Source organism: Desulfofundulus thermosubterraneus DSM 16057, assembly GCF_900142025.1.
Lineage (GTDB): Bacteria > Bacillota > Desulfotomaculia > Desulfotomaculales > Desulfovirgulaceae > Desulfofundulus > Desulfofundulus thermosubterraneus.
Genome location: NZ_FQZM01000005.1, coordinates 89,654 through 113,689, shown reverse-complemented (window position 1 = coordinate 113,689; position 24,036 = coordinate 89,654). Strand labels below are relative to the sequence as shown.

Genomic DNA, 24,036 nt, shown 5'->3' with positions numbered 1-24,036 from the left:
CCCTGCCTTTCATCCTGCCTATGCATTTATCCATGCCGCGGGGCATATGAAATTTTAGTAAAAACCGGCAGGAGGGATTTTATGTTTTTGTTCCTGGACCGCATCGTTTTAGGCATGGCCCTTTTGCGGCTGCTCTCTTCATCCATTGAATTTAGCGCAGCCATGTTAATGTTATATTTTAACCGGGTGGAAACAGCTTTTAAAATAAATAGTCTTTTGGCCCTGGTGGGTCCGACAGTACTGCTTACTACTACCAGCCTGGGACTGGTCGGTCTGGCGGGTAAAGTTTCTCCTTGCAGCATGGCCATTATCCTGCTGGGGGTTGCCCTGATTTTTATAGGCGTTAACAGGATGTAATAGTCTTCCAGCTAATAAACCGGGCAGCCAAACTAGTTCTTGACATTTGGTTTGGTTTTATGTATTCTGTTTAAGAGTAACAATAAAAGCCTTTAAGTTGGTCCCGTGAGGCCGGCAAGGAACATAGGACATGGAGTATCGTTTGAACTATGCCTGCTTGCCGGTGGTAAGCAGGCATTTTTATGGGCAAGAGGGGGAAAGGCTATGAGACACAAGGCCCAGATCCTGGATAAGGAGGGTATCCGACGGGCACTGACCCGGATAGCCCACGAAATTATTGAGCGCAATAAAGGAACGGACGGTCTGGCCCTGATCGGTATCCGCCGGCGAGGGGTGCCCCTGGCGGAAAGGCTGGCGGCGAAGATCCGGGAAATTGAGGGCAGCACCGTCCCGGTAGGTACCCTAGACATCACCCTGTACCGGGACGACTTGACCACCCTGGACCAGCAGCCGCTGGTCCACCGGACCGAAGTACCATTTCCCGTTTCAGATAAAATAATCGTGCTGGTGGATGATGTAATATATACCGGGCGCACCATCCGGGCGGCTCTGGATGCCATTATGGACTTGGGCCGGCCCCGGGTGATTCAACTGGCGGTCCTTATTGACCGGGGACACCGGGAACTGCCTATCCGGGCCGATTACGTTGGTAAAAACGTTCCCACTTCCCGGCGGGAAGTGGTCGCGGTGCGGTTGCAGGAAACCGATGATGAGGAAAGGGTGCTCATTTTGGAAAAAAATTAAATGCTCCGGTGCCGTCTTTTAAGCAACGGTCCAGAGAGGCCGGCAAGGAGGGCACGCCCAGCAGGGCTTGTCGGCCTCGTTCCGGGACTGATACCGGGCGGGGCTTTATTTTTAGGAATCGGAGGCTTGGCATGATGAACTGGAAGCGCAAGGATATTCTCGGCCTGCAAAACCTGTCGGCGGAAGAAATCGGGCTGATCCTGGATACGGCTGTCCCCATGAAAGAGATTCTTGGGCGCGCCATTAAAAAGGTACCCACCTTAAGGGGGCGGACGGTGGTAACGCTATTTTACGAACCCAGCACCCGCACCCGTACCTCCTTTGAGCTGGCCGCCAAGTATTTAAGCGCTGACAGCGTGAACCTTTCCGCCTCTACCAGCAGCGTAGTCAAGGGGGAAACCCTGAAGGACACCGCCCGTACGCTGGTGGCCATGGGCGCTGATGTGGTCGTCCTGCGCCACCCTATGGCTGGAGCACCTAACCTGCTGGCCAGCACCATCCCGGCGGCGGTCATAAACGCCGGGGATGGTGCCCACGAGCATCCTACCCAGGCTCTCCTGGACATGTTTACCGTACGGGAGAAAATGGGACAATTAGCGGGGCTCAACGTGGCCATTATTGGGGACATTTTACACAGCCGTGTGGCCCGCTCCAACATCTGGGGTTTTACCAAAATGGGCGCCCGGGTGCGCATTTGTGGTCCCGCTACCATGATCCCTCCGGAAATAGAAGCTATGGGTGTATATGTGTGTACGCGTATGGAGGAGGCCCTGGACGGCGCCGATGTGGTGATGATGCTGCGCATCCAGCTGGAAAGGCAGCAGCAAGGACTTTTTCCCAGTATCAGAGAATACGCCCGTTTATTTGGCCTTAACCGGAAAAGGTTGGCCCTAGCCCGTCCCGGTGCCCTGGTCATGCACCCTGGACCAATGAACCGGGGAGTGGAAATATCCCCGGAGGTGGCCGATGGGGTTAACGCGGTGATCAATGAACAGGTTACCAATGGTGTGGCCGTGCGCATGGCTTTACTTTACCTGCTGGGTGGAGGGGGGATGCCGGATGCATAAACTGCTGCTCAAAGGTGGCCGTGTGGTTGATCCCCAGGCCGGGGAAATTTTTGCTGCGGACATTTTAATTGTAGACGGGAGAATTACCGCCATCGGCCCAGGCCTGGAACCGGGGGAAGGTGCGGTAATGGATGTTGCTGGCAAGCTTGTTGCACCGGGGTTAATCGACATGCATGTTCATTTCCGGGAACCGGGCTTTGAGGCCAAGGAGACCATTGCTTCGGGCAGCCGGGCGGCTGCCCGGGGGGGGTTTACCGCCGTGGCCTGTATGCCTAACACCAATCCGGTAGCTGACAACCGGGCAGTTATTACTTACATCAAGACTAGGGCAGAAGAAGCAGGCCTGGTAAAAGTGTACCCCATCGCAGCCCTCACCCGCGGCAGCCGGGGTGAAGAGCTGACGGAAATGGCCGATTTGAAAGAAGCCGGCGCGGTGGCCCTCTCCGATGACGGCCACCCGGTGGCCAGTGCGGCGGTAATGCGCCGCGCGATGCAGTATGCCCGGATGGTGGGGCTGCCCGTTATTTCCCACTGCGAGGAACCAACCCTGTCTGCTGGCGGTGTGATGCATGAAGGCTACATGTCTACCGTTTTGGGACTGCCGGGCATACCGGCTGCGGCCGAGGAAATTATGGTCGCCCGGGATATCATTCTATCCGAGTACACCGGTTGCCCCCTGCACATTGCTCACGTCAGCACTTCCGGTTCAGTGCGCCTGATCCGGGAGGCCAAGGCCCGGGGAGTGCCGGTGACCGCCGAGGTTACTCCCCATCATTTCACTCTTACCGACCGGGCGGTGGCTGATTATAATACTAGCACCAAGGTCAACCCTCCCCTGCGTACGGAGGAGGATGTGGCGGCGTTGAAAGAAGCCCTGGCTGACGGCACCATTGACGTCATTGCCACCGACCACGCCCCCCATACGCTGGAGGAAAAGGACGTGGAATACCAGCTGGCTCCCTTTGGCCTGGTGGGCCTGGAAACCGCCCTCGGACTGGTCTGGACAGAGTTGGTGGTACCGGGTGTCTTAAGCCCGGTGGAAGCCATCCGCAAGCTGACGGTAAACCCCGCCCGCATCCTGGGCCTCCAGGAAGGGGTGCTCAAAGTGGGGGCGGATGCCGATATAACCATTATCGATCCCGAGCTGATGGAAGTGGTGGATCCCGCTACCTTTGCCAGCAAGGGGCGGAACACCCCCTTTAGCGGCAGGCGCTTACAGGGACTCCCTGTAGCTACCATAGTCAAAGGACGGGTGGTTTACAACCGCGATCTGGCGGTGATAGCCTGAAAACGGGGGGCGCGACCGGTTAGTGGAATCATATAACCACCAGAATGCGAGGTGTTACGATGATGCAGGCCATATTAGCTCTGGAAGACGGAACTGTGTTTACCGGCCGGGCCTTCGGGGCCAGGGGGGAAAGATGGGGAGAAGTAGTCTTCAATACCGCCATGACGGGCTACCAGGAAATACTCACCGACCCTTCCTACTGCGGCCAGATTGTGGTGATGACCTACCCGTTGGTTGGCAACTACGGTATCAACCGGGAGGATTTTGAAGCAAAAAAGTCCTATGTACGGGGCTTTGTGGTGCGGGAGGAGTGCGACCGTCCCAGCAACTGGCGGGCCAGCTACCGCCTGTCCGACTTCCTGGCCCGAGAAGGGGTGGTGGGCATTTCCGGCATCGACACCCGCGCCTTAACCCGCCACCTGCGCAACCAGGGGACCATGCGGGGGGTCCTGAGCACCGAATGCCACGATCCCGCCCTCCTGGTGGAAAAAGCCAAACAGTGCCCCCACCTGACCGGACAGGAACTGGTGCCCGAGGTGGCCACAAAGGAAATCTATACCCTAGAGGGCAAGGGTTACCGCGTTGTTTTGATGGATTTCGGTTCCAAACTAAACATTATCCGGCATTTACAGGAGCGGGAATGCGAAATAGTGGTGGTGCCTCCCACTACTACGGCCCGGGAAATTCTAGCCTTGCATCCCGACGGCATCCTGCTATCCAACGGCCCCGGCGACCCGGTGGATGTTCCCTACGCCATCCGGACCACCAGGGAACTGATCGGAAAGCGCCCCATGTTTGGCATTTGCCTGGGCCACCAGGTGATTGCCCTGGCCCTGGGGGCCAGGACCTATAAGATGAAATTCGGCCACCGGGGGGCCAACCACCCGGTAAAGGACCTGGCTACGGGCAAGGTTTACATCACCTCCCAGAACCACGGGTTTGCGGTGGATGCCGATTCCCTGGCCGTTTTGCCCGTGGAAGTCTGCCACCGGAACCTGAACGACGGTACGGTGGAGGGCATCCGGCATAAAGACCTGCCGCTTTTCTCGGTGCAGTATCACCCTGAGGCTTCCCCGGGGCCGCGGGAATCAGCTTATCTATTCGACCAGTTCATTGATTTAATGCATCGGGGGTAGGAGAGTATGCCGTTGAAAAAGGGATTGCGCAAAGTAATGGTCATCGGTTCCGGGCCCATCGTCATCGGCCAGGCGGCGGAATTTGATTATGCCGGGACCCAGGCCTGCCGCGCTCTACGGGAAGAGGGTCTGGAAGTGGTGCTGGTAAACAGCAACCCGGCTACCATCATGACCGATGCCAACATGGCCGACCGGGTATATATCGAACCTTTAACGCCTGAGTTTGTTGCCCGGGTCATCCGCAAGGAAAAACCGGACGGCCTTTTGCCCAGCCTGGGCGGCCAAGTGGGACTGAACATGGCCCTGCAACTGGCGAACACCGGGGTGCTGGAGGCCGAGGGAATACAGCTTTTGGGTACGCCCCTGGAAGCCATCCGCCGGGCCGAAGACCGGGAAGAATTTAAGCTCACCATGGAACGCATTGGCGAGCCCATTCCTGAGAGCACCATTGTCAGCAGCGTTGATGAAGCGGTGGCCTTCGCCCGGGAAATCGGCTTTCCCCTGGTGGTTCGTCCTGCCTATACCCTGGGGGGTACCGGCGGGGGCATGGTCTATAATATGGACGAGCTCAAGGCCACGGTCACCAAAGGTTTAAAGGCCAGCATCATTCACCAGGTACTGGTGGAAAGAAGCCTGGTGGGCTGGAAGGAAATCGAGTTTGAGGTGATGCGGGATAGCGCTGACAACTGCATCATCATCTGCAGCATGGAAAATATCGACCCCATGGGCATTCATACCGGGGACAGCATTGTGGTTGCTCCCGTGCAAACTTTGAGTGACAAGGAATTCCAGATGCTGCGCACCGCCTCCCTGAACATCATTCGGGCTTTGGGGGTGGAGGGGGGCTGCAATGTGCAGTTTGCCCTGGATCCCAACAGCTACAAATATTATGTAATTGAGGTCAACCCCCGGGTGTCTCGTTCTTCGGCTCTGGCCTCCAAGGCCACTGGCTACCCCATCGCCAAGGTGTCCAGCAAGGTTGCCGTGGGGTTAACCCTGGATGAGATTAAAAACGCGGTTACGGGTAAAACCTATGCTTGCTTTGAGCCTTCCATAGATTACGTGGTGTTAAAATTCCCCCGCTGGCCCTTTGACAAATTTGCTCTGGCCGACCGCACCCTGGGCACGCAGATGAAAGCTACCGGGGAAGTTATGGCCATTGACCGCACCCTGGAAGGCGCCCTGTTAAAAGCAGTGCGCTCTCTGGAAATCGGCCTGGCGGGTCTTTTGGTCCCGGAGATGGAACAGTTGAGCGATGAAGAGATTGAAACCAAGCTGTCCCGGGCTGAGGACATGCGCCTGTTTGTGGTGGCCGAGGCTTTGCGGCGGGGGATGCTTGTGGACAGGGTCCGGGCCTTAACGGGCATTGACCGCTTTTTCCTGGACAAGATCCAAAACATTGTGCAACTGGAGCAGAAGATCCGCCGCCAGGGACCGGCGGCCTTAACGCCGGACCTTTTGCGCCGGGTCAAAGAAATGGGCTTTGCCGACGCCTATCTGGCCCAAATTACCGGCCAGGACGAGGCCAAAATAAGGGCCCTGCGGGAGGATTACGGAATCAGGCCCGTTTATAAAATGGTGGATACCTGTTCGGCAGAATTTGAGGCCGCTACTCCTTACTACTATTCCTGTTACGATCATGAGGACGAAGCGCAAAACACCGCTGTACGCAAAGTGGTGGTCCTGGGCTCGGGGCCCATTCGTATCGGGCAGGGTATCGAGTTCGACTACTGCTCGGTTCACTCGGTGTGGGCGCTGCGGGAAGAGGGCGTAAAGGCGATCATCATTAACAACAACCCGGAGACGGTCAGTACCGACTTTGATACCGCCGACCGGCTCTATTTTGAGCCTCTCGTTTTTGAAGACGTCTTGAACATCCTGAAGAAGGAACGTCCCGAGGGGGTAATTGTCCAGTTTGGCGGCCAGACGGCCATTAACCTGGCCGTACCCCTGGCCAAAGCCGGCATACCCATTTTAGGTACGGCGGTGGAGGATATCGACCGGGCGGAAGACCGGGAGCGTTTCGATCAACTGCTCGTGGGACTGGGTATCCCCAAACCGCCGGGGAGGGCGGCTTTTTCCGTAGACGAGGCAGTAAACATAGCCCGGGAAATTGGGTTTCCCGTGCTGGTCAGGCCCTCCTATGTTCTAGGTGGACGGGCCATGGAGATTGTCTATAATCAGGAAGAACTGCTTAACTACATGGCCAATGCGGTCAGGGTTACCCCCGAGCACCCGGTGCTGGTGGATAAGTACCTGCAGGGCGAGGAGTTGGAAGTAGATGCCATAGCCGACGGGGAGACGGTGCTGATTCCGGGGATCATGAAGCATATCGAGCGGGCCGGCGTTCATTCCGGGGATAGTATAGCCGTTTACCCCGCTAACAACATCACCCCGGAGGTAAAAGCCCAGCTGGTAGACTACACCACCCGATTAGCCCGGGCTTTATATGTGCGGGGAATGATCAACATCCAGTACGTGCTTTACAACGGGCAGGTCTACGTGCTGGAAGTCAACCCGCGGGCCAGCCGCACGGTGCCCTACATGAGCAAAATCACCGGCATTCCCATGGTCAGTCTGGCTACGAAAGTTATCCTGGGGCGCAAATTAAAGGACCTGGGTTATGACGGCGGCCTCTACCCGGAAGGCCGTTATTTCGGAGTCAAGGCTCCCGTATTCAGTTTTGCCAAACTGCTCCAGGTGGATATCTCCCTGGGGCCGGAAATGAAGTCCACCGGCGAGGTCATGGGGGTGGACATCAGTTACCCGGCGGCGTTATACAAGGCCCTGGTGGCGGCCGGCTACAGCATCCCCCGGAACGGCACCATCCTGGCCACCATTGCCGACAAGGATAAAAAAGAGGCCCTGCCCCTTTTGAGGGGTCTGGCCCGTCTGGGATACAATATTTGCGCCACCGCCGGGACAGTGGCCTTTTTGCAGGAAAATGGCCTGGGGGTGGAGCGGGTAAACAAGGTGCGGGAAGGCTCCCCCCATATCGTGGATCTCATCCGGGCGGGGAAGATTCACCTGGTCATTAACACCCTCACCCGGGGCAGGGCTCCGGAGCGGGACGGTTTCCGCATCCGCCGGGCGGCGGTGGAACACGGCGTCCCCTGCCTGACCTCCCTGGATACCGCCCGGGCCATCGTGGAAGTACTTATTTCCATCCAGGATGGCGCGGATATGGATCTTACTCCCATCCAGGAGCTGGCCAGTGGAGAAAACTAGCCCCGGGCGTACTGACCCGGGGTTTTTCCCGCTACTTTTTTAAAGGGATTTAATGTTCTAAATTGAGTCGAGGGCGACAAAGGTTGGCTTGAGCAGCGCCGGGTAAAGGGGGGAAAGGACCAGGCACCATTGACGGGCGGAGGTAAGCAAGGAATACTTTTCGATTTTGCGGGTCAAAATTTCCGGAGTAACATTCGGGCTACCCGCATTGATCCGCCGGATGAAACCGTCTGCGGTACTGGGGGCGTTTAAACCTTTGCGTATATAGTAAAGGTACTTGTAGCCAAGGGAGCGGGCAATTCTGGCTGCGGTGGGGCTATCGGCTCCGTAGGGCCAGCAAAAATGGTCCATAGGCCGGCCAAGCTCCATTTCCATAACTTCTTTTGCCTTGAGCAGATCTGCTCTCACCCGGGTTTCATATTCTTCCTGTGTTTCCCGCCGGTTCAGCTTGTCCAGCCAGATTGGGCCTGCCAGGGCGGGCCTTGTGTACCGGGCGGCGGGCACGCCCGGGGCGAATCTGGCCTGGTAGTGGCTGTCGTAGGAGTGAGGATAAAAACTCATGCCATTGGCCTGCATTTCTCGCATTTGTTCCCAGGTCAGCTTGGGTATTTTCTCTTTTGGGTCACCTACCGACTTTACAATGACAAAGCAGGTGGCCGGCATATTTCTTTTTTTTAGTTCCGGGTAGGCATAGGTATAGAAAGATTCGTACCCGTCGTCAAAGGTAATAACCACTGCTTTGGGGGGTATGGTATCCTTTCCGGATAAAAACCGGGCCAGCCTTTCCGTGGAAATAACATGGTAGCCTTCCTTTTTCAAAGTATCCAGATGTGCTTGAAATAGCCGGGGAGTAATTACTGCCGGACCCCGGTCGGTATCGCTGATGTGGTGGTACATCAGCACCGCCACCCGGTTTTCATAACCCGGATGCGAACTAGAGGATGCGGCGGAATGAGCTGGCGGGGAAAAGGAGATAAACCATGGTAAAACGAAAAGAAGTAACAGCTTGGCCACCCCCAAAAGGTTCATGATGTCGTCGCTCCTTTTCTGCTTTTTCTGCTTTTTCTGCACTACTGTTCAATTCCCAAGAGACCTGTCATTTTGGGGCAAAGCCGGAAGGAAATATTCGCCGCGAAGCGTCAAGTTCCCTGTTGCGCTATCCCCCTCGAAAAAATTTTCATTAAAACAGGAGGGAGCCTAGTATGGTAGCTGATGTGCCCGCCAATATCGTACAGCAGGAGCAAGTGGGGCCGGGGCAATACCGGTTGACCCTTTATGCCCCAGCGATCGCTTCTTATGCCGTTCCCGGCCAGTTTGTGTACATACGTTGTGCCGACAGCCTGGATCCCCTGCTGCGCCGTCCTTTAAGCATCCACGGAGTAAACCGGAAGGAGGGAAAGCTGTTCCTTCTTTACCAGGTGGTCGGAAGGGGTACCGCTTTGCTGGCCGCCAGAAGAAGGGGAGAGCGGCTTGGAGTAATGGGTCCCCTGGGCCGTGGTTTCACCCTGCCGGAGCCGGGGCGGCGGGTGATTCTGGTAGGAGGCGGCATCGGTGTGGCTCCCCTTGTTTTTTTAGGGCATGAATTGGTACAAAGAAAAAATCAGGTCTGTTTACTGGTGGGTGCCCGCAGTGCCGACCAGTTGCCGGTGGGAAAGAAGGGATATACTGTGCCGTTCGACCATGCTGTGGCCACTGACGATGGTTCCTGCGGTCACCACGGTTCCGTTACGGACCTGCTGGAAAAAATGCTTGCCGGCGAAGGGGCGGACATGGTTTACGCCTGCGGTCCCCGGGGTATGCTGCGTCAAACGGCTTTGCTTTTAGTCCGGTATAACGTGCCCGGAGAATTCTCCCTGGAGGAACGCATGTGCTGCGGGGTGGGAGCCTGCCTTTCCTGCGTCTGTAAAACCGCCGGTAACGGCGGAAAGCCCTTCGAGTACCGGCGGGTATGTGTGGAAGGGCCGGTTTTTCGGACGGAACAGCTGGTGTGGGATTAGGGAGGGGGGTGTTTTTGATGGCCAAACCCAGCCTTGCCGTAAACGTTGCCGGTATACGGATGAAAAATCCCGTGACCACTGCCTCGGGTACCTTTGGCTTTGGATCCGAGTACGCCCCCTTTGTTGATTTAAACCGCCTGGGAGCCATTGTGGTCAAAGGCACCACCCTTTTGCCCCGCCAGGGAAACCCTCCACCGCGCATTGTGGAGACACCGGCTGGAATCCTTAATGCCATTGGTTTGCAAAATCCCGGTGTGGACCACTTCATCGAAGTAGCCCTACCTTATTTAAGGCAGTTTGACTTGCCGGTGATCGTGAACATTGCCGGGGATTCGGTGGAAGATTACGCCGCCCTGGCGGCCAGGTTGGACGAGGTGCCCGGCGTGGCGGGACTGGAGGTAAATATTTCTTGCCCAAATGTCAAAAAGGGGGGTCTGGCCTTTGGTGCCGATCCCGATTCGGCAGCCGCCGTGGTGCGGGCAGTAAAGGGGGCTACTCGACTTCCGGTGGTGGTCAAGCTTTCTCCCAATGTGACTAGTATTGTCCGTCTGGCGGAAGCGGTGGTGGAGGCGGGGGCCGATGCCCTGTCCATGATCAACACCCTCCTGGGAATGGCCATAGACATTCGCCGTCGCCGCCCGGTCCTGGCCAACGTCATGGGCGGTCTATCCGGCCCGGCCATCAGGCCGGTGGCGGTAAGGGCGGTGTGGCAGGTTTACCAGGCCTTAAAGGTTCCCATTGTGGGCATGGGGGGCATCGTTACCGCCGAAGATGCCCTGGAATTCATCATGGCCGGGGCCACCGCCGTAGCCGTGGGGACGGCCAACTTCATCAACCCCCGTGCCACCATGGACATTATTGATGGGATTGAAAGGTTTCTAGTGGAAGAGGGGGTACCGGACATTCAAGAATTAATCGGGGCGGCCCACATGTAGCCTCTAGTAAGGGGTTATAATCGCAGGTTGTACAATCCAAATCAGATTTAAAAGCGCTGGCAGGCAATGATAGCATTGCCGCTCAAAAGAAGTCACAGGGGACGGTCCGGTTCCCGGCGAGCGACCTGCCAAGCATACCGGGGTTGGCGGGGATCAGCGCGCCGTCCCTGTTAAGGAGGATTTTTGTGAACATCGATGAGGCCAGGGAAAAGTTAATTGTTGCTCTGGATGTGGAGTCTACGGAACAGGCCCTTGATCTTGTGGAACAGCTCAAGCCATGGGCGGGCATGTTCAAGGTCGGCATGCAGCTGTTTTACAGCCAGGGGCCGGCTGTAATTAAAGATATTTGCCGGCAGGGAGTGAAAGTGTTTTTAGACTTAAAACTTCACGATATCCCCAATACCGTGGCCCAGGCAGTCCGGGTTCTCACCAGGCTGGGGGTGACCATGTTCAACGTCCATGCCGCCGGTGGGCGCGCCATGATGCGGGCGGCGCTAGAGTCCTGCGGGGAGGAATCGACAGCCCTGGGTATTCCCCGCCCGCTGGTCGTTGCCGTTACGGTTCTTACCAGCATCGATCAGCTTGCTTTTAACCGGGAACTGGGTCTTTCCGGGCCAGTTTTGGACAGGGTGGTAGCCTGGGCACTGCTGGCCAAAGAGTGCGGTCTGGATGGCGTGGTGGCTTCGGCCCAGGAAGCAGCGGCTATCCGGCAGTCCTGCGGGCCGGACTTTTTAATCATTACCCCCGGTATTCGCCCCGCCGGAGCCGCCGGCGGCGACCAGAAACGAATTGTAACCCCTGCTGGTGCTCTGGCAGCCGGAGCCAGCCGTCTGGTGGTGGGCCGCCCCATTATTGGCGCTCCGGAGCCGGTAAAAGCCGCCAGGGCTATTCTGTCTGAGATGGTGGTGGTGGTGGCGAGTTCAATGTAAAAAGGGGAGCGCTTTTTATTTTAAAAGCGTTCCCCTGCCGCTATTGTCCTTGCATCATCGCCCGCTCAGCCCGTTCGATGGCCAGTCGGACCAGGTTACCGCAGTTCCGCGAGGAAACGCTTCCCCAGCCTTCCCTGCGCACCAGGTCGGCTACTCCCAGCTCTTCGGCTAAATCGTATTTCAGCCTGTCGGACATCAATCCTCCACGCCGTCTACCCATTAGCCTGCCTCCTTTTTGGCGAGCAGGACAATGCGGCATATTTATTATATGATTTATGCCCGGGGAACATTCCTGCAACCAAGGATCTGGTATAATATTCTTCAAATCGATATTTTGAGGTGAATTGGCTTTGCTCAATCATGATGAAATTTTGTCCATATTTGAAAAAACCGGGGCCATGCTTAAAGGTCATTTTGTGCTTACCTCCGGCCGCCACAGCGACCGTTATTTCCAGTGCGCCCGGGTGCTGGAACACCCCCGGTATTGTGAGTTGTTATGCGGGGAACTGGCCCGGGGTTGGATAGGTGCAGGGCTTAAGGATGTGGGTGCTGTAATCGGCCCCGCCTTAGGCGGTATCCTTGTGTCCTATGAAATAGCCCGGGCACTGGGAGCAAGGAGTCTTTTCACCGAAAGGGAAAACGGGGTAATGACTCTACGGCGGGGCTTTGTGCTTTCTCCCGGAGAACGGGTGCTGGTAGTGGAGGATGTGATTACGACTGGCGGGTCAGTGCGGGAAGTGATTGCGGTGGCCCGGGAGGCCGGGGCACAGGTTGTGGGAGCCGCCGCACTGGTCGACCGCAGCAATGGAACGGTTGATCTGGGTGTGCCCCTCCGGACACTGTTAACCGTTCCGGCGGTTAGCTACAGCCCGGAAGAATGCCCTCTTTGCCGGCAGGGTATCCCCGCGGTCAAACCCGGGAGCCGTCACCTCTCCGGCGCTGGCGGAACTCCGAGGGGGTAACCCCTTCCCGTTTTTTAAATACCGCGGTAAAATAGCTATTATTGTTAAATCCCACTGCGCTGGCAATCTGGTCGATGGTTTTTTCCCCAGCCAGCAGGAGGGCCTTGGCTTCGTTAAGCCGGACCTGGGTAAGGTAATCAATAAAGCTCTGGCCCGTGCGCTGTTTGAACAGGCGGCTTAAATATGCCGGGCTTAAATGAACCTGACGGGCCACCTGGGTGAGGGTAATCGGTTTGGTGTAATTTTTGCTGATCAGTTCTTTCACCCGGCGAATGATAACCTGGTCCGTGCCGTGAATTTGTTCCTGCACCCACCGTATGTGGGTGACAACAACTTTTTCCACCCAGCGGCGCAGGTCGCTGGGGGATTGGAGGACAGGAATCTGGCGTGCCAGTTCATTTTGCCGGGAAGAAATGCTTACTTTACTTTCTCCCGAGGTCAAAAGGGCCTGACCGGCCATAACCAAAAATTCAAAAGCAAAGGCGGCCATTTGCCGGGGGGAAGGATGCTCCACTTCGTTTAGAAAAGCATCCACCAGTTCATTCCCGGCCCGCATAGCGGCTTCCCGGTCGATGTATTTGATGGCGTTCACCAGGTCGGCAGTCTGGGGATAAAGGGGAGGGGCGGTATCAAGGAGCCCCTCGATTCCCGATGCTCTTTTGGCCAGTTGGGACATGACCCGTTCCAGGCACGCGGTCAGCTCATCCGGTTGTACCGGCTTTAAAAGGTAATCGGCCACTTGATATTTAATGGCCTGCTGCGAGTAGGAAAACTCCCCGTAGGCGGTGATAATGATCACCTCCACGGCGGGGTTTTTCCCTTTGATCGTCCTGGTGGCCGCAAGGCCATCCATTCCAGGCATTTTGATGTCCATGAGGATGATCTCGGGCTGGAGGAGTTCAGCCAGTTCCACCGCTTCCCTGCCGTTTTTGGCCTCACCGACCACGACCAGGGGGAGGCCGGTATTTTCCACCAGGTGGCGTAAAAATCTGCGTTCCAGTTCTTCATCTTCGGTTAACAGGATTTTATACACATGTATCACTTCTCCTACGGTGAAGAAAATAATGTGCTCCAGTTAAGCCTTTTTTTGGCCCGGATTGTCTTATAAGATGTGACCTGCAGGCAGCTTCAGACATACCCTTGTCCAACCCGGGTGGCTATCCAGGGAAACGCCGTATTGGGGACCATAATAAAGCTTCAGCCTTTCGTCGACATTTTTAAGACCAATTCCCCGCGGCTTACCTGCTCCGGCCTGGCTATTGCCATTGATCGCATCCAGTACTTCCCGGGGAATTCCCACGCCGTCGTCGGTAACACTGATTTCGCAGATCCCATCCTTGATTTCCCCGGTGATGATCAGGTGTCCCGACCCTTCTTTAGGTTCCAGCCCGTGGATGCAGGCATTTTCTACCAGGGGCTGCAGGCTTAAAAAGGGTACCGGTAATTCCTGCAGGGCGGCCGGCACATTGATGGTTACATTAAGCCGGTTACCAAAACGGGTTTGTTGAATGGTTAAATAGCTCTGGACATATTTTAATTCCTCCCGCAAGGATACCAGTTCTTCCGGGTGGTGGATGTAGCAGCGGAGCAAGTTGGACAGGGCGTAAAGTGTTTTCAACGCTTTCTGGTTCTCGTTTAAGCTAACCAGGCTGGTGATGGTGTTTAAGGTATTGAATAGAAAATGGGGCTTGATTTGCGCCTGCAAATTTTTTAGCTCGGCCAGGCGTAAAGACTTTTCCAGTTCCGCCCGGACCCTGGCCTCATCCATGGTGCGCAGCTGCTCACGGGCTTCTTTTTCCTGGATTTTGGCCCGGTAAATGAGCTCGGCAATATAGTTTGTCACATACTGAATTAGCTGGGAAGCAGCCTGGCACTTCTGCGGGGTAATAACCTGGATTTCCTGGAATCCCCGAACCAGTTCCTGTTCATCCAGTCCCAGGTCTGCCGTTGCCTTAAGCATATTTTCCACGGCTTTTTTATCCGGCGGGGACAGGTGCATCTGGCCGCAGGTGATGGAGCCCCAGAATTGTCCTTCAACCACCAGGGGTACGGCCATCAAAGTTCCTCCGGCGTGACAGGTGCCGAAACATACCTCTCCCGTAGCTGCGGTGCGAAAGCCTACTTCGGCGTTGGAACGGATGCACCGTTTAAGCCCCTCGGCTGTAGAACGGATGGTGGCGCAAAAACCGTAAAAGAAATCATGTTCCACCACCGGGTTGCCGTATACATCGTTAATATCGATCGTGATGTCGGTTGCTCTGGTAAAACTTTCGATTATTTTAAGAAACTTATCCTTTTCAATTAATTGAGACAGGTTTTCAGGGCTGAGCTTCACGAAAAACCCCCCGTATACTATTATATCAAAATTCTTGTCCTATCGCACCGTGAAGGTTTCTCAAGTTATGGATAAAACAAAAATACAACACCCATGGACAAGATATTGATATTTCCACTGGTGTATTGAAAGTCTTTGTCAAAAATACACCAAGGGTGGTATTATAACTTTCAAGGGGGAAGGGACAATTTGTCGAAAATTTAATTTAATCTTATCAATCAGGAAATTCCAAACAGGGAAATTTCAACAATATAACGAAACGGAGGGATGAAAACGGGAGTTGATATGTTAAAAATAATTTTGATCCTGGTCAACCTGATCAACGTAAAGGCCTGTGGTTATTTTGAGTTCTGATTTGCGCTGATTAAATCATTGTCATGATTATCCTGAGTGCGGACATGATTTTCTTTGATCCACCAAGGCTATTTTTGCGTAAGCAGCCCATTTTCAGTTCAAGGAGAGGATGAGAACCATGGAAACACTGGAACAATTACTGGGGAATTTAAGTAATATCGTTTGGGGTCCCCCCATGTTAATTTTGCTCGTTGGTACTCATATTTTTCTCACCCTGAGATTACGGGGGATTCAAAGGTACATCGGCCGGGGAATCAGGCTTTCAATTACCCGTACAGCCGAAGGCCAGGGGGACATAAGCCATTTCGGAGCCCTGGCCACTGCCCTGGCGGCTACCATAGGCACCGGCAATATTGTGGGGGTGGCCACGGCGGTAGCGTCCGGCGGTCCTGGGGCTGTGTTCTGGGTTTGGATCACCGGGGTATTCGGCATAGCCACCAAATATGCCGAGGCCCTGCTGGCGGTGAAGTACCGGGTCGTAACTCCAGCCGGAACCATGGCCGGGGGACCCATGTACGTTTTGGAACGCGGCTTGAAGGCTCGCTGGCTGGGCATTCTTTTTGCCCTCTTTACTTCCATTGCCGCCTTTGGGATTGGCGTAACCGTGCAGGCCAACTCGGTGGCCTCCATGGTATACGAGACCTTTAAAATACCGACGTGGATCACCGGCCTGGCACTTACCGTTCTTACGGCCCTGGTCATCCTGGGCGGTATCAAGAGCATTGCCCGCGCCTGCGAGAAGCTGGTGCCCTTCATGGCCTTTTTCTACGTGCTGGGCTGCCTGATCATTTTAATTATGAATGCCCAGGCCATTCCCGGGGCCATTGCCCTTATTTTGAAAAGCGCCTTCACCGGCCATGCCGCTGCCGGTGGTTTTGCGGGGGCTACCGTGATGATGACCATTCGCTACGGGGTGGCCCGGGGCCTCTTCTCCAACGAATCCGGTTTGGGGAGTGCTCCCATTGTGGCCGCCGCGGCGCAAACCACCAACCCGGTGCGGCAGGCCCTGGTGTCCATGACCGGTACCTTTTGGGATACGGTGATTGTTTGCGCCATGACCGGCCTGGTACTGGTGACCACCGGCGCGTGGCAAAGCGGCCTTCAGGGTGCGGCCATGTCGAAAACCGCCTTTGCCATGGTGCCCATCATCGGCCCCATCACTCTCACCGTCGGCCTGTTGACTTTCGTCTACTCCACCATCCTGGGCTGGTCCTATTACGGCGAAAAGGCCGTCGAGTACCTGCTGGGCTACCGGGCCGTTTTGCCCTACCGGGTGCTGTGGGTTATTGCCTGCTTTGTCGGTTCCGTGGTCAGCCTGCCCCTGGTGTGGTCCTTTGCCGATATTGCCAACGGGTTGATGGCCATACCCAACCTGATTGCCCTCATAGGGTTGAGCGGCGTACTGGTTTCGGAAACCCGCAAATACCTGTGGGAAGGGTCACTGGAGGCCTCCCTGGAGCAAACCCTGTCCCGTTAGTGTTACGGGTTAATCCTTCAAGTTTGTTTTTAAAGGCTGTTATGTCGGTGGAGGCTCGGCCTTAGATGTCTCTATAAGCAAAATATTTTGCGCCAAGGAGCCATAGCAGGAGTACATTGGACATCACATCTGGTGTAGAAGGTCCGGATCTGGGGAAATCCAGTTGTCACAATGTGCACTACTTTCTGGCTCCTTCTTTCTTGTTTGGGACTGTCCTGTAGGCTGATCCGGGGTACAAGTTTGGCGTAAGCCCACCTTGGTGCGATTCAGGCTGGCAAAAATGAGTGGAAAAGATGCAGGTAATATAGTGAAGATAAATTTCCGATATAAGTAGATAAAAAAACCTCAAGGGGAAATGATTGCTCAAAAGAATAGTAACCGGTAGAGCTATGTATGTACGCTGTTAAAGGAGGTACGGAAAATGATCGTTGGTGTGCCCAGGGAAATAAAGGATAATGAGAACCGGGTTGGTATCACCCCCTCCGGTGTAGAAACCCTGGTTAAAGCGGGACACCAGGTGGTCATTGAAGCCGGGGCCGGTCTGGGCAGCGGCATCACCGATGAGGAGTATGTGGCTGCCGGCGCCCGCATGTTGCCCACCAAGGCGGATGTTTACGAGCAGGCCGACATGATCATGAAGGTTAAAGAACCCCTGCCGGAAGAATACGATTTATTTAAAGAGGGTCAGTTACTCTTTACCTATCTGCACCTGGCTCCTGAGCCGGAACTTACCAGGGCCCTGCTGGCCAAAAAGGTTACGGGCATTGCCTACGAAACCATTCAAACCAACCGGGGTACCCTGCCGCTGCTCATGCCCATGAGCGAAGTGGCGGGTCGGATGTCCGTCCAGGTTGGTGCCCAGTTTATGGAAAAACCCTACGGTGGTCGCGGGGTGCTCCTGGGCGGGGTTCCCGGCGTGCCTCCGGCTAAAGTGGTCATCATTGGCGGGGGTACCGTGGGTACCAATGCGGCCAAAATTGCTGTGGGCATGGGGGCAGATGTAACCATTATCGATAAGAATGCCGAACGTTTGCGCTATCTGGACGATATTTTCGGTCCCCGCATAAAAACCCTCATCTCCACAAGTTATAACATCAAGGAAGCCGTTAAGGAGGCTGATCTGGTCATTGGGGCCGTACTCATCCCTGGGGCCAGGGCTCCCAAGCTGGTCACGGAAGAGATGGTTAAAACTATGCAACCCGGGTCCGTTATTGTGGATGTGGCTATTGACCAGGGTGGTTGTGTGGAAACTGCCGACCGGGTGACCACTCACTCCAATCCAATCTATATCAAGCATGGGGTCATTCACTATACTGTGGCCAACATGCCCGGTGCGGTCGCCCGGACTTCCACCTATGCCCTGACCAACGTTACCCTGCCCTACGCCCTGGAGCTGGCCAGTAAGGGCCTGGCCCAGGCGGTCAAGGACGACATTGCCCTGGCCCGGGGCGTGAACGTAATGGACGGCAAGGTAACGTACAAGGCCGTGGCCGAAGCCCTGAATCTGGAGTATACCCCGCTGCATGAACTGATGGATGTGCCGGCGGATTTAATGCGCATTGCCTAACACGTACTTGCCTGGTGGTTTGCGGAGCAGTCAAATAAGTAAAGGGCCTGTTAATGTTATAATTTTGAGAGTTATAATTTTGAGAAAGAACCTGGCTGACTTATGTTCGGATAGAGTGTGGAAGGGACGATTACCGCTTCAGGTTTTTAACATGGTACCAAAAGGGGTTCTGCTATGATCACCGGAAGTTGCAGCAACGGCCGTCCTGTTTGGGCAGAGGTAAACCTGGGGGCCGTTGCCCATAACGTGCGGGAGATCCGCAAATTACTTCAACCGGGTACAAAGCTGATGGCCGTGGTCAAGGCCGATGCTTACGGTCATGGGGCGCTGCCTGTGGCCCGGGTAGCCCTGGCCAATGGCGCCGAGTGCCTGGCCGTAGCTATTTTGGATGAAGCCCTGGCCCTGCGCCGGGGAGGTATAACCGCCCCCATCCTGATCCTGGGTTATACCCCCCCGGAACAGGCGTCCTTTTTGGTGGAGCATGATTTGACCCAGACCGTTTTTTCCCTGGAGGTAGTCCAGGCCATTTCTGCTGCTGCCGTAGCCGCGGGGAAAACCGCCCGGGTACACATAAAGGTGGACACGGGTATGGGCCGTATTGGAGTCTTCCCTTCTGAGGCACCGGATTTTGCTGAGGCCGTATCCCGGCTGCCGGGTATCTTTATCGAAGGTGTCTATACCCACATGGCCTGTGCCGACGAACAGGACAAAGCTTACACCCGCTGGCAGTTTGACCGCTTTAAAGAAGCACTGGCCGGCATTGAAGCCCGGGGCGTAGCTATACCGTTTAAACACGTGGCTAACAGTGCCACCACCCTGGATTTACCGGAAATGCATCTGGATATGGTACGGACGGGTATTATTATGTACGGCCTGTGGCCTTCTCCTGATGTACGGCGGGTAATTGATTTAAAACCGGCCATGCAGCTAAAAGCCCGGATAGCTTATGTAAAACGTGTCCCGGCGGGTACTTCCATTAGCTACGGCCGTAAATTTACCACCACCGGCCCCTCGGTTATTGCTACTCTCCCCCTTGGCTATGCCGACGGCTGGTCCCGGCTGTTGTCCAATAAGGCCGAAGTGTTAATTCACGGGCAGCGGGTCCCGCTGGTGGGCCGGGTGTGCATGGACCAGTGCATGGTGGACGTAACCCGGATTCCGGGGGTGCTGCCGGGGGACGAGGTCGTTCTCTTTGGAGTGCAGGGGGAGCAGTTTTTAGCCGTTGAGGAAGTGGCCTCCCATATGGGCACAATTAATTATGAGATGGTTTGCTTGATCAGTAAGCGGGTACCGCGTATTTATCTTAATGATTGAACAGGATGGCTGAACGGGCCGGGTTAAACCCGGCCCAGTTTGCAGTTTTGTAGGCAACGGTTGTCTGGCCCAAACAGTGCCCCCAGGAGAACGGCCTTCCAGAACTAAGGCAATTTTGGTTGACTTGAGGAAAAGGTTTTTGTATATTATTTGTTAACCAAACATTTATCAATGGTTAACGATAGGAGGGATAGAGTTTTGCGGCTGTCGGTAAAAGAAATGGTTCTGGTGTCCATGTTTGCCGCCCTGACGGCAGTGGGAGCTTTCATTAAGATTCCCATTCCTTATGTGCCCTTTACCCTGCAGTTTCTCTTTGTCCTCTTTGCCGGGCTTTTGTTGGGCAAGCGGCTGGCTTTTTTGAGCCAGGTAATCTATCTTGCCCTGGGATTGGCCGGACTACCCATTTTTGCCCAGGGTGGCGGCCCGGCCTACGTGCTGCAGCCTACCTTTGGTTACCTGGTGGGATTTGCCCTGGGTGCTTACGTTATCGGGGCGGTTGTGGAAAAGGTGAGGGAGAAGGGTGTACCCGGTTATTTTTTGGCCAGTATGGCCGGGCTCGTGGTGGTTTACGTCCTGGGAGTGATCCACCTGTACATAATTTTAAATTACGTGGTCCAAAAACCCTTCACCCTGGCCCAGGCGGTATGGTTTGGAGCCATTGTCTGTGCACCGGGGGATTTGTTTTTATCCCTGGTGGCCTCCCTGGTTGGCGGCAGGATATATAAGACACTACAATCCGTCAATCCGGTCCACCGGGAGGTGTTTTAATGGGCAGGGGATATCTGGTTACCGGTACTGATACCGGTGTGGGCAAGACAGTCATCACCGCCGCCCTGGTGGGGGTCTGGCGTCGCCGTGGTATTGATGCCGTAGCCATAAAACCGGTACAGAGCGGGGCAATTGAGGCCAACGGGCGGTTAGTCCCCGAGGATGTAGTTTTTTACCGTCATGTGGCCGGCCTACCCCAGTCCATAGATGAGCTGAACCTTTATCGTTTTACCTCTGCTGTTTCCCCTCACCTGGCCGCAAAGCTTTCGGGGGAAAGAGTTGAACCATCACGGGTGGTGGATTTTTGCCGGGAAGTGCTTCAACGCTACGAGCTGGTCCTGGTAGAGGGGGCCGGGGGGTTGTGTGTACCCCTTTCCGGTCCCGACTTTACCGTGGCCGAACTGGCCCGGGAGCTTTCCCTGCCCCTGCTGGTGGTGGCCCGCCCGGGGCTGGGCAGCATTAACCATACCGTGCTGACCGTAGCCTATGCTCAAAACAGAGGTATTCCCGTGGCCGGAATAATTATTAACGGCCTAAAAGCGGGGGAGGCGGGTCCTGCGGAAAAGGACAACCCGGGGATTATTGCAGCTATGACCGGCGTGCCCGTGCTGGGGATAGTACCCTACTTGCCGGGGGTCAGTGTGGAAGAGGGGAGCGCTGACGGGCTGGTGGAGACAGTGGAAAACACTGTGTTCTGGGAAGATTTGGTTCCCCGGATTTGCGGGTGCACTGGTACAGGATAAACGTGCTTGCTCCCAGGATGAAATGAAAACGTTGCCGCTTAAAATGGGCGAGTGGACCCAGCACTCACCATGATTACTGGCTCTTTTCGAAACCCGATGTGCCATTTAAACCTGGAACGCCGGTAGTATAGTCATATTTTTGGGTGAGTGCTGGGCGGCAGCCAACCGGGCATTTATCCAGTCTATTTCTTCCGGAGGTGCTGGATTTGACTAAATACGATCCCGTCCTTTTGGAACAGTGGGACAAGCAGTACGTCTGGCATCCTTTTACCCAGATGCAGCAATATGTCCGGGAAAAACCTTTGATCATTGCCCGGGGTGAGGGAAGCTACCTTATTGATGTAGAGGGAAACCGCTACCTGGATGGAGTTTCGTCCCTCTGGGTGACCATACACGGCCACTGTCATCCCGCATTAAACCGGGCTATCAAAGAACAGCTGGATAAAATAGCTCATTCTACCCTGTTGGGTTTGGCCAACGTTCCCTCGATCCTTTTGGCCAAAAAGCTGGTTGAGATTACTCCCCCGGGACTAAATAAAGTTTTTTACTCCGACGCCGGTGCCACCGCCGTGGAGATTGCCTTAAAAATGGCCTTTCAATACTGGCAGCAAAAGGAAGGGGGGCGCTTCCGCAGCAAGACGAAGTTCATCTCCCTGGTGGAAGCCTACCACGGGGACACCATTGGTTCGGTCAGCGTGGGTGGCATGCCCCTTTTTCACGGTATCTTTAAGCCTCTGCTTTTCGAATGCCTGCATGCTCCCGCTCCCTATTGCTATCGCTGCCCGCTGGAAAGAGAAAGGGAAAACTGCGGGATGGCCTGTGCAGACCGGCTGGAGGAGTTGTTAAAGGAGCACCAACAGGAGGTTGCCGCCGTGATCATCGAACCCCTGGTTCAGGGGGCCGCCGGGATGATTACCGCACCGGAGGGTTTCCTTCGCCGGGTGCGGGGACTATGCACCAGGTACAACGTTCTGCTGATTGCCGATGAGGTGGCGGTGGGTTTCGGCCGGACAGGTCGGCTCTTTGCCTGCGAACACGAAGGGGTTTCTCCCGATTTAATGTGCCTGGCCAAGGGTATTACCGGGGGCTATCTTCCCCTTGCTGCCACCATTACTACCGATGAAGTTTACAGCGCCTTTCTGGGTACACCGGAGGAATGCAAGACCTTTTATCATGGCCATACCTACACGGGCAATCCCCTGGCCTGTGCTGCCGCCCTGGCCAGCATTGAGTTATTTGAAAAGGAAAACTTGCTGGCCGCCCTGCAACCTAAAATAGAACTGCTGCACCGCAAGCTGGAAAGTTTCTGGGAGCTACCCCATGTGGGGGACATCCGCCAGCGGGGCATGATGGTGGGTATTGAGCTGGTTGCGGATAAAAAGACCAAACAACCTTACCCTTTGGAGGAGCAAGTGGGCCACCGGGTAATCCTGGAAGCCCGCCGGCGGGGGCTGGTTATCCGTCCCCTGGGCAATGTGATCGTGCTCATGCCCGTACTGGCCATGTCGGAAGAGGAACTGAACCAGGTCCTGGAGATCACTTATGAATCCATAGCCGTGGTCACGGGTAAGTAAATAGACCTAATCCCATACTTGATAATGTCGCATAACTGCCCGGGGGCGGCGGTCGTCCCTCTCGTCGCTCCGTGCTACGGGCCGAACGAAACATCGGCTTGCCTCGAAGCGAACCTGGCAGCGTTGCATATGCGCCGGAAGCCTTTTTCCTCATGGATAGTTACAGCATAAGTAGCTCAAGTGAACAATGGAAAAGTTTCGTTCCAACCCTAAAAAAGCGGTTACACCCCATGCCTGGATAATTAGTTGAAAATCTTTGGGGGGTTTTAGCTTATGTGGCAGGAGATAAAAAGTAAGGTCCTGGAAGGGGAGGGCTTAACCCGGGAAGAAGCCTTTACCCTGGCCGGCTGGCTGCCGGAGAAGCTGGGGGAGCTGCTGGACTTGTCCCGGCAGGTACGCGAGCGCTTCGGGGGCCGGGAGGTGGAGCTCTGTTCCATCATTAATGCCCGGTCTGGTCTTTGCAGTGAAGACTGCCGTTTTTGCGCCCAGTCCTCCCGCTACCGGACCGGGGCGAAAACCTATCCTTTGATTGGGCCGGAAGAGGCCCTGGAAAAGGCCCGGCGCATGGAAGCCGCCGGGGCGCGGCGTTTTGCCCTGGTGACCAGCGGCCGGGGCATTGGAGAGCAGGATTTTGGGCGGGTGCTGGACATTTACCGGGTGCTACGGGCCGAAACCCGCCTGGAACTCTGTGCTTCCCTGGGTATCATTGATGGGGATAAGGCACGGCGTTTAAGGGAAGCCGGGGTAACCACCTATCATCACAATCTGGAAACCGGCCGGAGTTATTTCCCCCACATCTGCACCACCCATACCTTTGAGGAGAGGGTGACCACCATCCGGGCCGCCCAGGCGGCCGGATTAAAGGTTTGTTCCGGCGGGATCATCGGCATGGGGGAAGCCATGGCCGACCGGCTGGAAATGGTCCTGGAGCTGCGGGAACTGGGGGTAACATCAGTTCCGGTAAACATTTTAAATCCCATTCCCGGCACGCCCCTGGCCGGACAAAAGTCCCTGCCGGTAGAGGAAATCTTCAAAACCCTGGCCCTTTTCCGCCTGATCATGCCCCAGGCCGTTTTACGCCTGTGCGGGGGGAGGGAGCCCGGTTTGGGGGAAAAGCAGCAAAAAGCCCTGGAGGTGGCCGTTAACGGGCTGATGATCGGCAACTATCTCACCACCCGGGGCAATGAAGTACAAGAAGACCTGGACATGATAGCCGCCGCGGGGTTAAGGCTGGCTGCCGGGGGCTGATCCCAAAAAAGGT

The 24,036-nt window shown here is 55.5% G+C and carries 21 protein-coding genes; 17 read left to right on the top strand and 4 right to left on the bottom strand.

What is annotated here, in order from left to right:
* Window positions 1-81: 81 nt before the first annotated feature.
* The 6 genes from BUA65_RS02490 (at window position 82) to carB (ending at window position 7,820) form a co-directional block, all read left to right on the top strand.
* Window positions 82-357, top strand: a complete 276-nt coding sequence (locus tag BUA65_RS02490; RefSeq protein ID WP_072867195.1) for a YqhV family protein — start codon at window positions 82-84, stop codon at window positions 355-357.
* A gap of 204 nt (window positions 358-561) precedes the next feature.
* The gene (gene pyrR, locus BUA65_RS02485) at window positions 562-1,101 is read left to right on the top strand and encodes a bifunctional pyr operon transcriptional regulator/uracil phosphoribosyltransferase PyrR (RefSeq protein WP_072867194.1); all 540 of its coding nucleotides are present in this window, start codon (window positions 562-564) and stop codon (window positions 1,099-1,101) included.
* Between the two features lie 134 nt (window positions 1,102-1,235).
* Window positions 1,236-2,168, top strand: coding sequence for an aspartate carbamoyltransferase catalytic subunit (locus BUA65_RS02480; protein ID WP_072867193.1), 933 nt, complete (start codon window positions 1,236-1,238; stop codon window positions 2,166-2,168).
* The gene (locus BUA65_RS02475; RefSeq protein WP_072867192.1) at window positions 2,161-3,456 is read left to right on the top strand and encodes a dihydroorotase; all 1,296 of its coding nucleotides are present in this window, start codon (window positions 2,161-2,163) and stop codon (window positions 3,454-3,456) included. The genes BUA65_RS02480 and BUA65_RS02475 overlap by 8 nt, the downstream gene beginning before the upstream one ends.
* Window positions 3,457-3,518: 62 nt before the next feature.
* The gene (carA, locus tag BUA65_RS02470; protein WP_072867191.1) at window positions 3,519-4,592 is read left to right on the top strand and encodes a glutamine-hydrolyzing carbamoyl-phosphate synthase small subunit; all 1,074 of its coding nucleotides are present in this window, start codon (window positions 3,519-3,521) and stop codon (window positions 4,590-4,592) included.
* A 6-nt stretch (window positions 4,593-4,598) separates the two neighbouring features.
* Window positions 4,599-7,820: a carbamoyl-phosphate synthase large subunit gene (gene carB, locus BUA65_RS02465; RefSeq protein WP_072867190.1), complete on the top strand. Its 3,222-nt coding sequence runs from the start codon at window positions 4,599-4,601 to the stop codon at window positions 7,818-7,820.
* Between the two features lie 57 nt (window positions 7,821-7,877).
* On the opposite strand, the gene BUA65_RS02460 is transcribed toward carB, so the two are convergent.
* Window positions 7,878-8,849: a polysaccharide deacetylase family protein gene (locus BUA65_RS02460; RefSeq protein WP_165613177.1), complete on the bottom strand. Its 972-nt coding sequence runs from the start codon at window positions 8,847-8,849 to the stop codon at window positions 7,878-7,880.
* Between the two features lie 173 nt (window positions 8,850-9,022).
* Here BUA65_RS02460 and BUA65_RS02455 point away from each other — a divergent pair, with 173 nt between their 5' ends.
* The 3 genes from BUA65_RS02455 (at window position 9,023) to pyrF (ending at window position 11,681) form a co-directional block, all read left to right on the top strand.
* On the top strand, window positions 9,023-9,817 hold the full coding sequence (locus tag BUA65_RS02455; RefSeq protein ID WP_072867188.1) for a dihydroorotate dehydrogenase electron transfer subunit: 795 nt from the start codon (window positions 9,023-9,025) through the stop codon (window positions 9,815-9,817).
* A 17-nt stretch (window positions 9,818-9,834) separates the two neighbouring features.
* Window positions 9,835-10,752, top strand: a complete 918-nt coding sequence (locus tag BUA65_RS02450) for a dihydroorotate dehydrogenase (protein ID WP_072867187.1) — start codon at window positions 9,835-9,837, stop codon at window positions 10,750-10,752.
* 185 nt (window positions 10,753-10,937) lie between these two features.
* On the top strand, window positions 10,938-11,681 hold the full coding sequence (gene pyrF, locus BUA65_RS02445; protein ID WP_072867186.1) for an orotidine-5'-phosphate decarboxylase: 744 nt from the start codon (window positions 10,938-10,940) through the stop codon (window positions 11,679-11,681).
* A 40-nt stretch (window positions 11,682-11,721) separates the two neighbouring features.
* Here pyrF and BUA65_RS02440 read toward each other — a convergent pair whose 3' ends face one another.
* Window positions 11,722-11,901 (bottom strand): small, acid-soluble spore protein, alpha/beta type, encoded by a 180-nt coding sequence (locus tag BUA65_RS02440; RefSeq protein WP_072867185.1) that lies wholly within the window; start codon window positions 11,899-11,901, stop codon window positions 11,722-11,724.
* A 178-nt stretch (window positions 11,902-12,079) separates the two neighbouring features.
* Here BUA65_RS02440 and pyrE point away from each other — a divergent pair, with 178 nt between their 5' ends.
* A complete protein-coding gene (gene pyrE / locus BUA65_RS02435; protein ID WP_242656213.1) occupies window positions 12,080-12,643 on the top strand; it encodes an orotate phosphoribosyltransferase in 564 nt (187 codons plus the stop codon).
* On the opposite strand, the gene BUA65_RS02430 is transcribed toward pyrE, so the two are convergent.
* Together BUA65_RS02430 and BUA65_RS02425 are read right to left on the bottom strand one after the other, a co-directional pair.
* A complete protein-coding gene (locus BUA65_RS02430) occupies window positions 12,591-13,676 on the bottom strand; it encodes a helix-turn-helix domain-containing protein (protein WP_072867183.1) in 1,086 nt (361 codons plus the stop codon). The two genes, pyrE and BUA65_RS02430, sit on opposite strands and share 53 nt — an antisense overlap.
* A gap of 69 nt (window positions 13,677-13,745) precedes the next feature.
* Window positions 13,746-14,978 (bottom strand): sensor histidine kinase, encoded by a 1,233-nt coding sequence (locus BUA65_RS02425; protein WP_072867182.1) that lies wholly within the window; start codon window positions 14,976-14,978, stop codon window positions 13,746-13,748.
* 472 nt (window positions 14,979-15,450) lie between these two features.
* Between BUA65_RS02425 and BUA65_RS02420 the strand changes: the two genes are divergently transcribed.
* The 7 genes from BUA65_RS02420 to bioB all read left to right on the top strand — a co-directional run bounded on the left by BUA65_RS02420 (window position 15,451) and on the right by bioB (window position 24,023).
* Window positions 15,451-16,809: an alanine/glycine:cation symporter family protein gene (locus tag BUA65_RS02420; protein WP_072867181.1), complete on the top strand. Its 1,359-nt coding sequence runs from the start codon at window positions 15,451-15,453 to the stop codon at window positions 16,807-16,809.
* A gap of 421 nt (window positions 16,810-17,230) precedes the next feature.
* Window positions 17,231-18,376, top strand: a complete 1,146-nt coding sequence (gene ald, locus BUA65_RS02415) for an alanine dehydrogenase (RefSeq protein WP_072867180.1) — start codon at window positions 17,231-17,233, stop codon at window positions 18,374-18,376.
* A 174-nt stretch (window positions 18,377-18,550) separates the two neighbouring features.
* A complete protein-coding gene (gene alr, locus BUA65_RS02410) occupies window positions 18,551-19,690 on the top strand; it encodes an alanine racemase (RefSeq protein WP_072867179.1) in 1,140 nt (379 codons plus the stop codon).
* Window positions 19,691-19,888: 198 nt separating this feature from the next.
* Entirely contained in the window at window positions 19,889-20,458 is a 570-nt protein-coding gene (locus BUA65_RS02405; RefSeq protein WP_084061987.1) for a biotin transporter BioY, read from the top strand.
* Entirely contained in the window at window positions 20,458-21,201 is a 744-nt protein-coding gene (gene bioD, locus BUA65_RS02400; RefSeq protein ID WP_072867178.1) for a dethiobiotin synthase, read from the top strand. The genes BUA65_RS02405 and bioD overlap by 1 nt, the downstream gene beginning before the upstream one ends.
* Before the next feature lie 197 nt (window positions 21,202-21,398).
* Window positions 21,399-22,775 carry an adenosylmethionine--8-amino-7-oxononanoate transaminase gene (gene bioA, locus BUA65_RS02395; protein ID WP_341349596.1) on the top strand — a complete coding sequence of 459 codons (1,377 nt, stop codon included), beginning with the start codon at window positions 21,399-21,401 and terminating at the stop codon, window positions 22,773-22,775.
* A 273-nt stretch (window positions 22,776-23,048) separates the two neighbouring features.
* Window positions 23,049-24,023, top strand: a complete 975-nt coding sequence (gene bioB / locus BUA65_RS02390; RefSeq protein WP_072867176.1) for a biotin synthase BioB — start codon at window positions 23,049-23,051, stop codon at window positions 24,021-24,023.
* Window positions 24,024-24,036 lie beyond the last annotated feature (13 nt).

Excerpts from the sequence above, each read along its gene's own strand:
- alr (WP_072867179.1), top strand. The coding sequence starts at position 18,551 with ATGATCACCGGAAGTTGCAGCAACGGCCGTCCTGTTTGGGCAGAGGTA.
- BUA65_RS02455 (WP_072867188.1), top strand. The coding sequence starts at position 9,023 with ATGGTAGCTGATGTGCCCGCCAATATCGTACAGCAGGAGCAAGTGGGG.
- BUA65_RS02450 (WP_072867187.1), top strand. The coding sequence starts at position 9,835 with ATGGCCAAACCCAGCCTTGCCGTAAACGTTGCCGGTATACGGATGAAA.
- carA (WP_072867191.1), top strand. The coding sequence starts at position 3,519 with ATGCAGGCCATATTAGCTCTGGAAGACGGAACTGTGTTTACCGGCCGG.
- pyrR (WP_072867194.1), top strand. The coding sequence starts at position 562 with ATGAGACACAAGGCCCAGATCCTGGATAAGGAGGGTATCCGACGGGCA.
- pyrE (WP_242656213.1), top strand. The coding sequence starts at position 12,080 with ATGCTTAAAGGTCATTTTGTGCTTACCTCCGGCCGCCACAGCGACCGT.
- BUA65_RS02440 (WP_072867185.1), bottom strand. The coding sequence starts at position 11,901 with ATGGGTAGACGGCGTGGAGGATTGATGTCCGACAGGCTGAAATACGAT.
- BUA65_RS02475 (WP_072867192.1), top strand. The coding sequence starts at position 2,161 with ATGCATAAACTGCTGCTCAAAGGTGGCCGTGTGGTTGATCCCCAGGCC.
- ald (WP_072867180.1), top strand. The coding sequence starts at position 17,231 with ATGATCGTTGGTGTGCCCAGGGAAATAAAGGATAATGAGAACCGGGTT.
- BUA65_RS02480 (WP_072867193.1), top strand. The coding sequence starts at position 1,236 with ATGAACTGGAAGCGCAAGGATATTCTCGGCCTGCAAAACCTGTCGGCG.
- carB (WP_072867190.1), top strand. The coding sequence starts at position 4,599 with ATGCCGTTGAAAAAGGGATTGCGCAAAGTAATGGTCATCGGTTCCGGG.
- BUA65_RS02490 (WP_072867195.1), top strand. The coding sequence starts at position 82 with ATGTTTTTGTTCCTGGACCGCATCGTTTTAGGCATGGCCCTTTTGCGG.
- bioD (WP_072867178.1), top strand. The coding sequence starts at position 20,458 with ATGGGCAGGGGATATCTGGTTACCGGTACTGATACCGGTGTGGGCAAG.
- BUA65_RS02420 (WP_072867181.1), top strand. The coding sequence starts at position 15,451 with ATGGAAACACTGGAACAATTACTGGGGAATTTAAGTAATATCGTTTGG.
- BUA65_RS02460 (WP_165613177.1), bottom strand. The coding sequence starts at position 8,849 with ATGAACCTTTTGGGGGTGGCCAAGCTGTTACTTCTTTTCGTTTTACCA.
- bioB (WP_072867176.1), top strand. The coding sequence starts at position 23,049 with ATGTGGCAGGAGATAAAAAGTAAGGTCCTGGAAGGGGAGGGCTTAACC.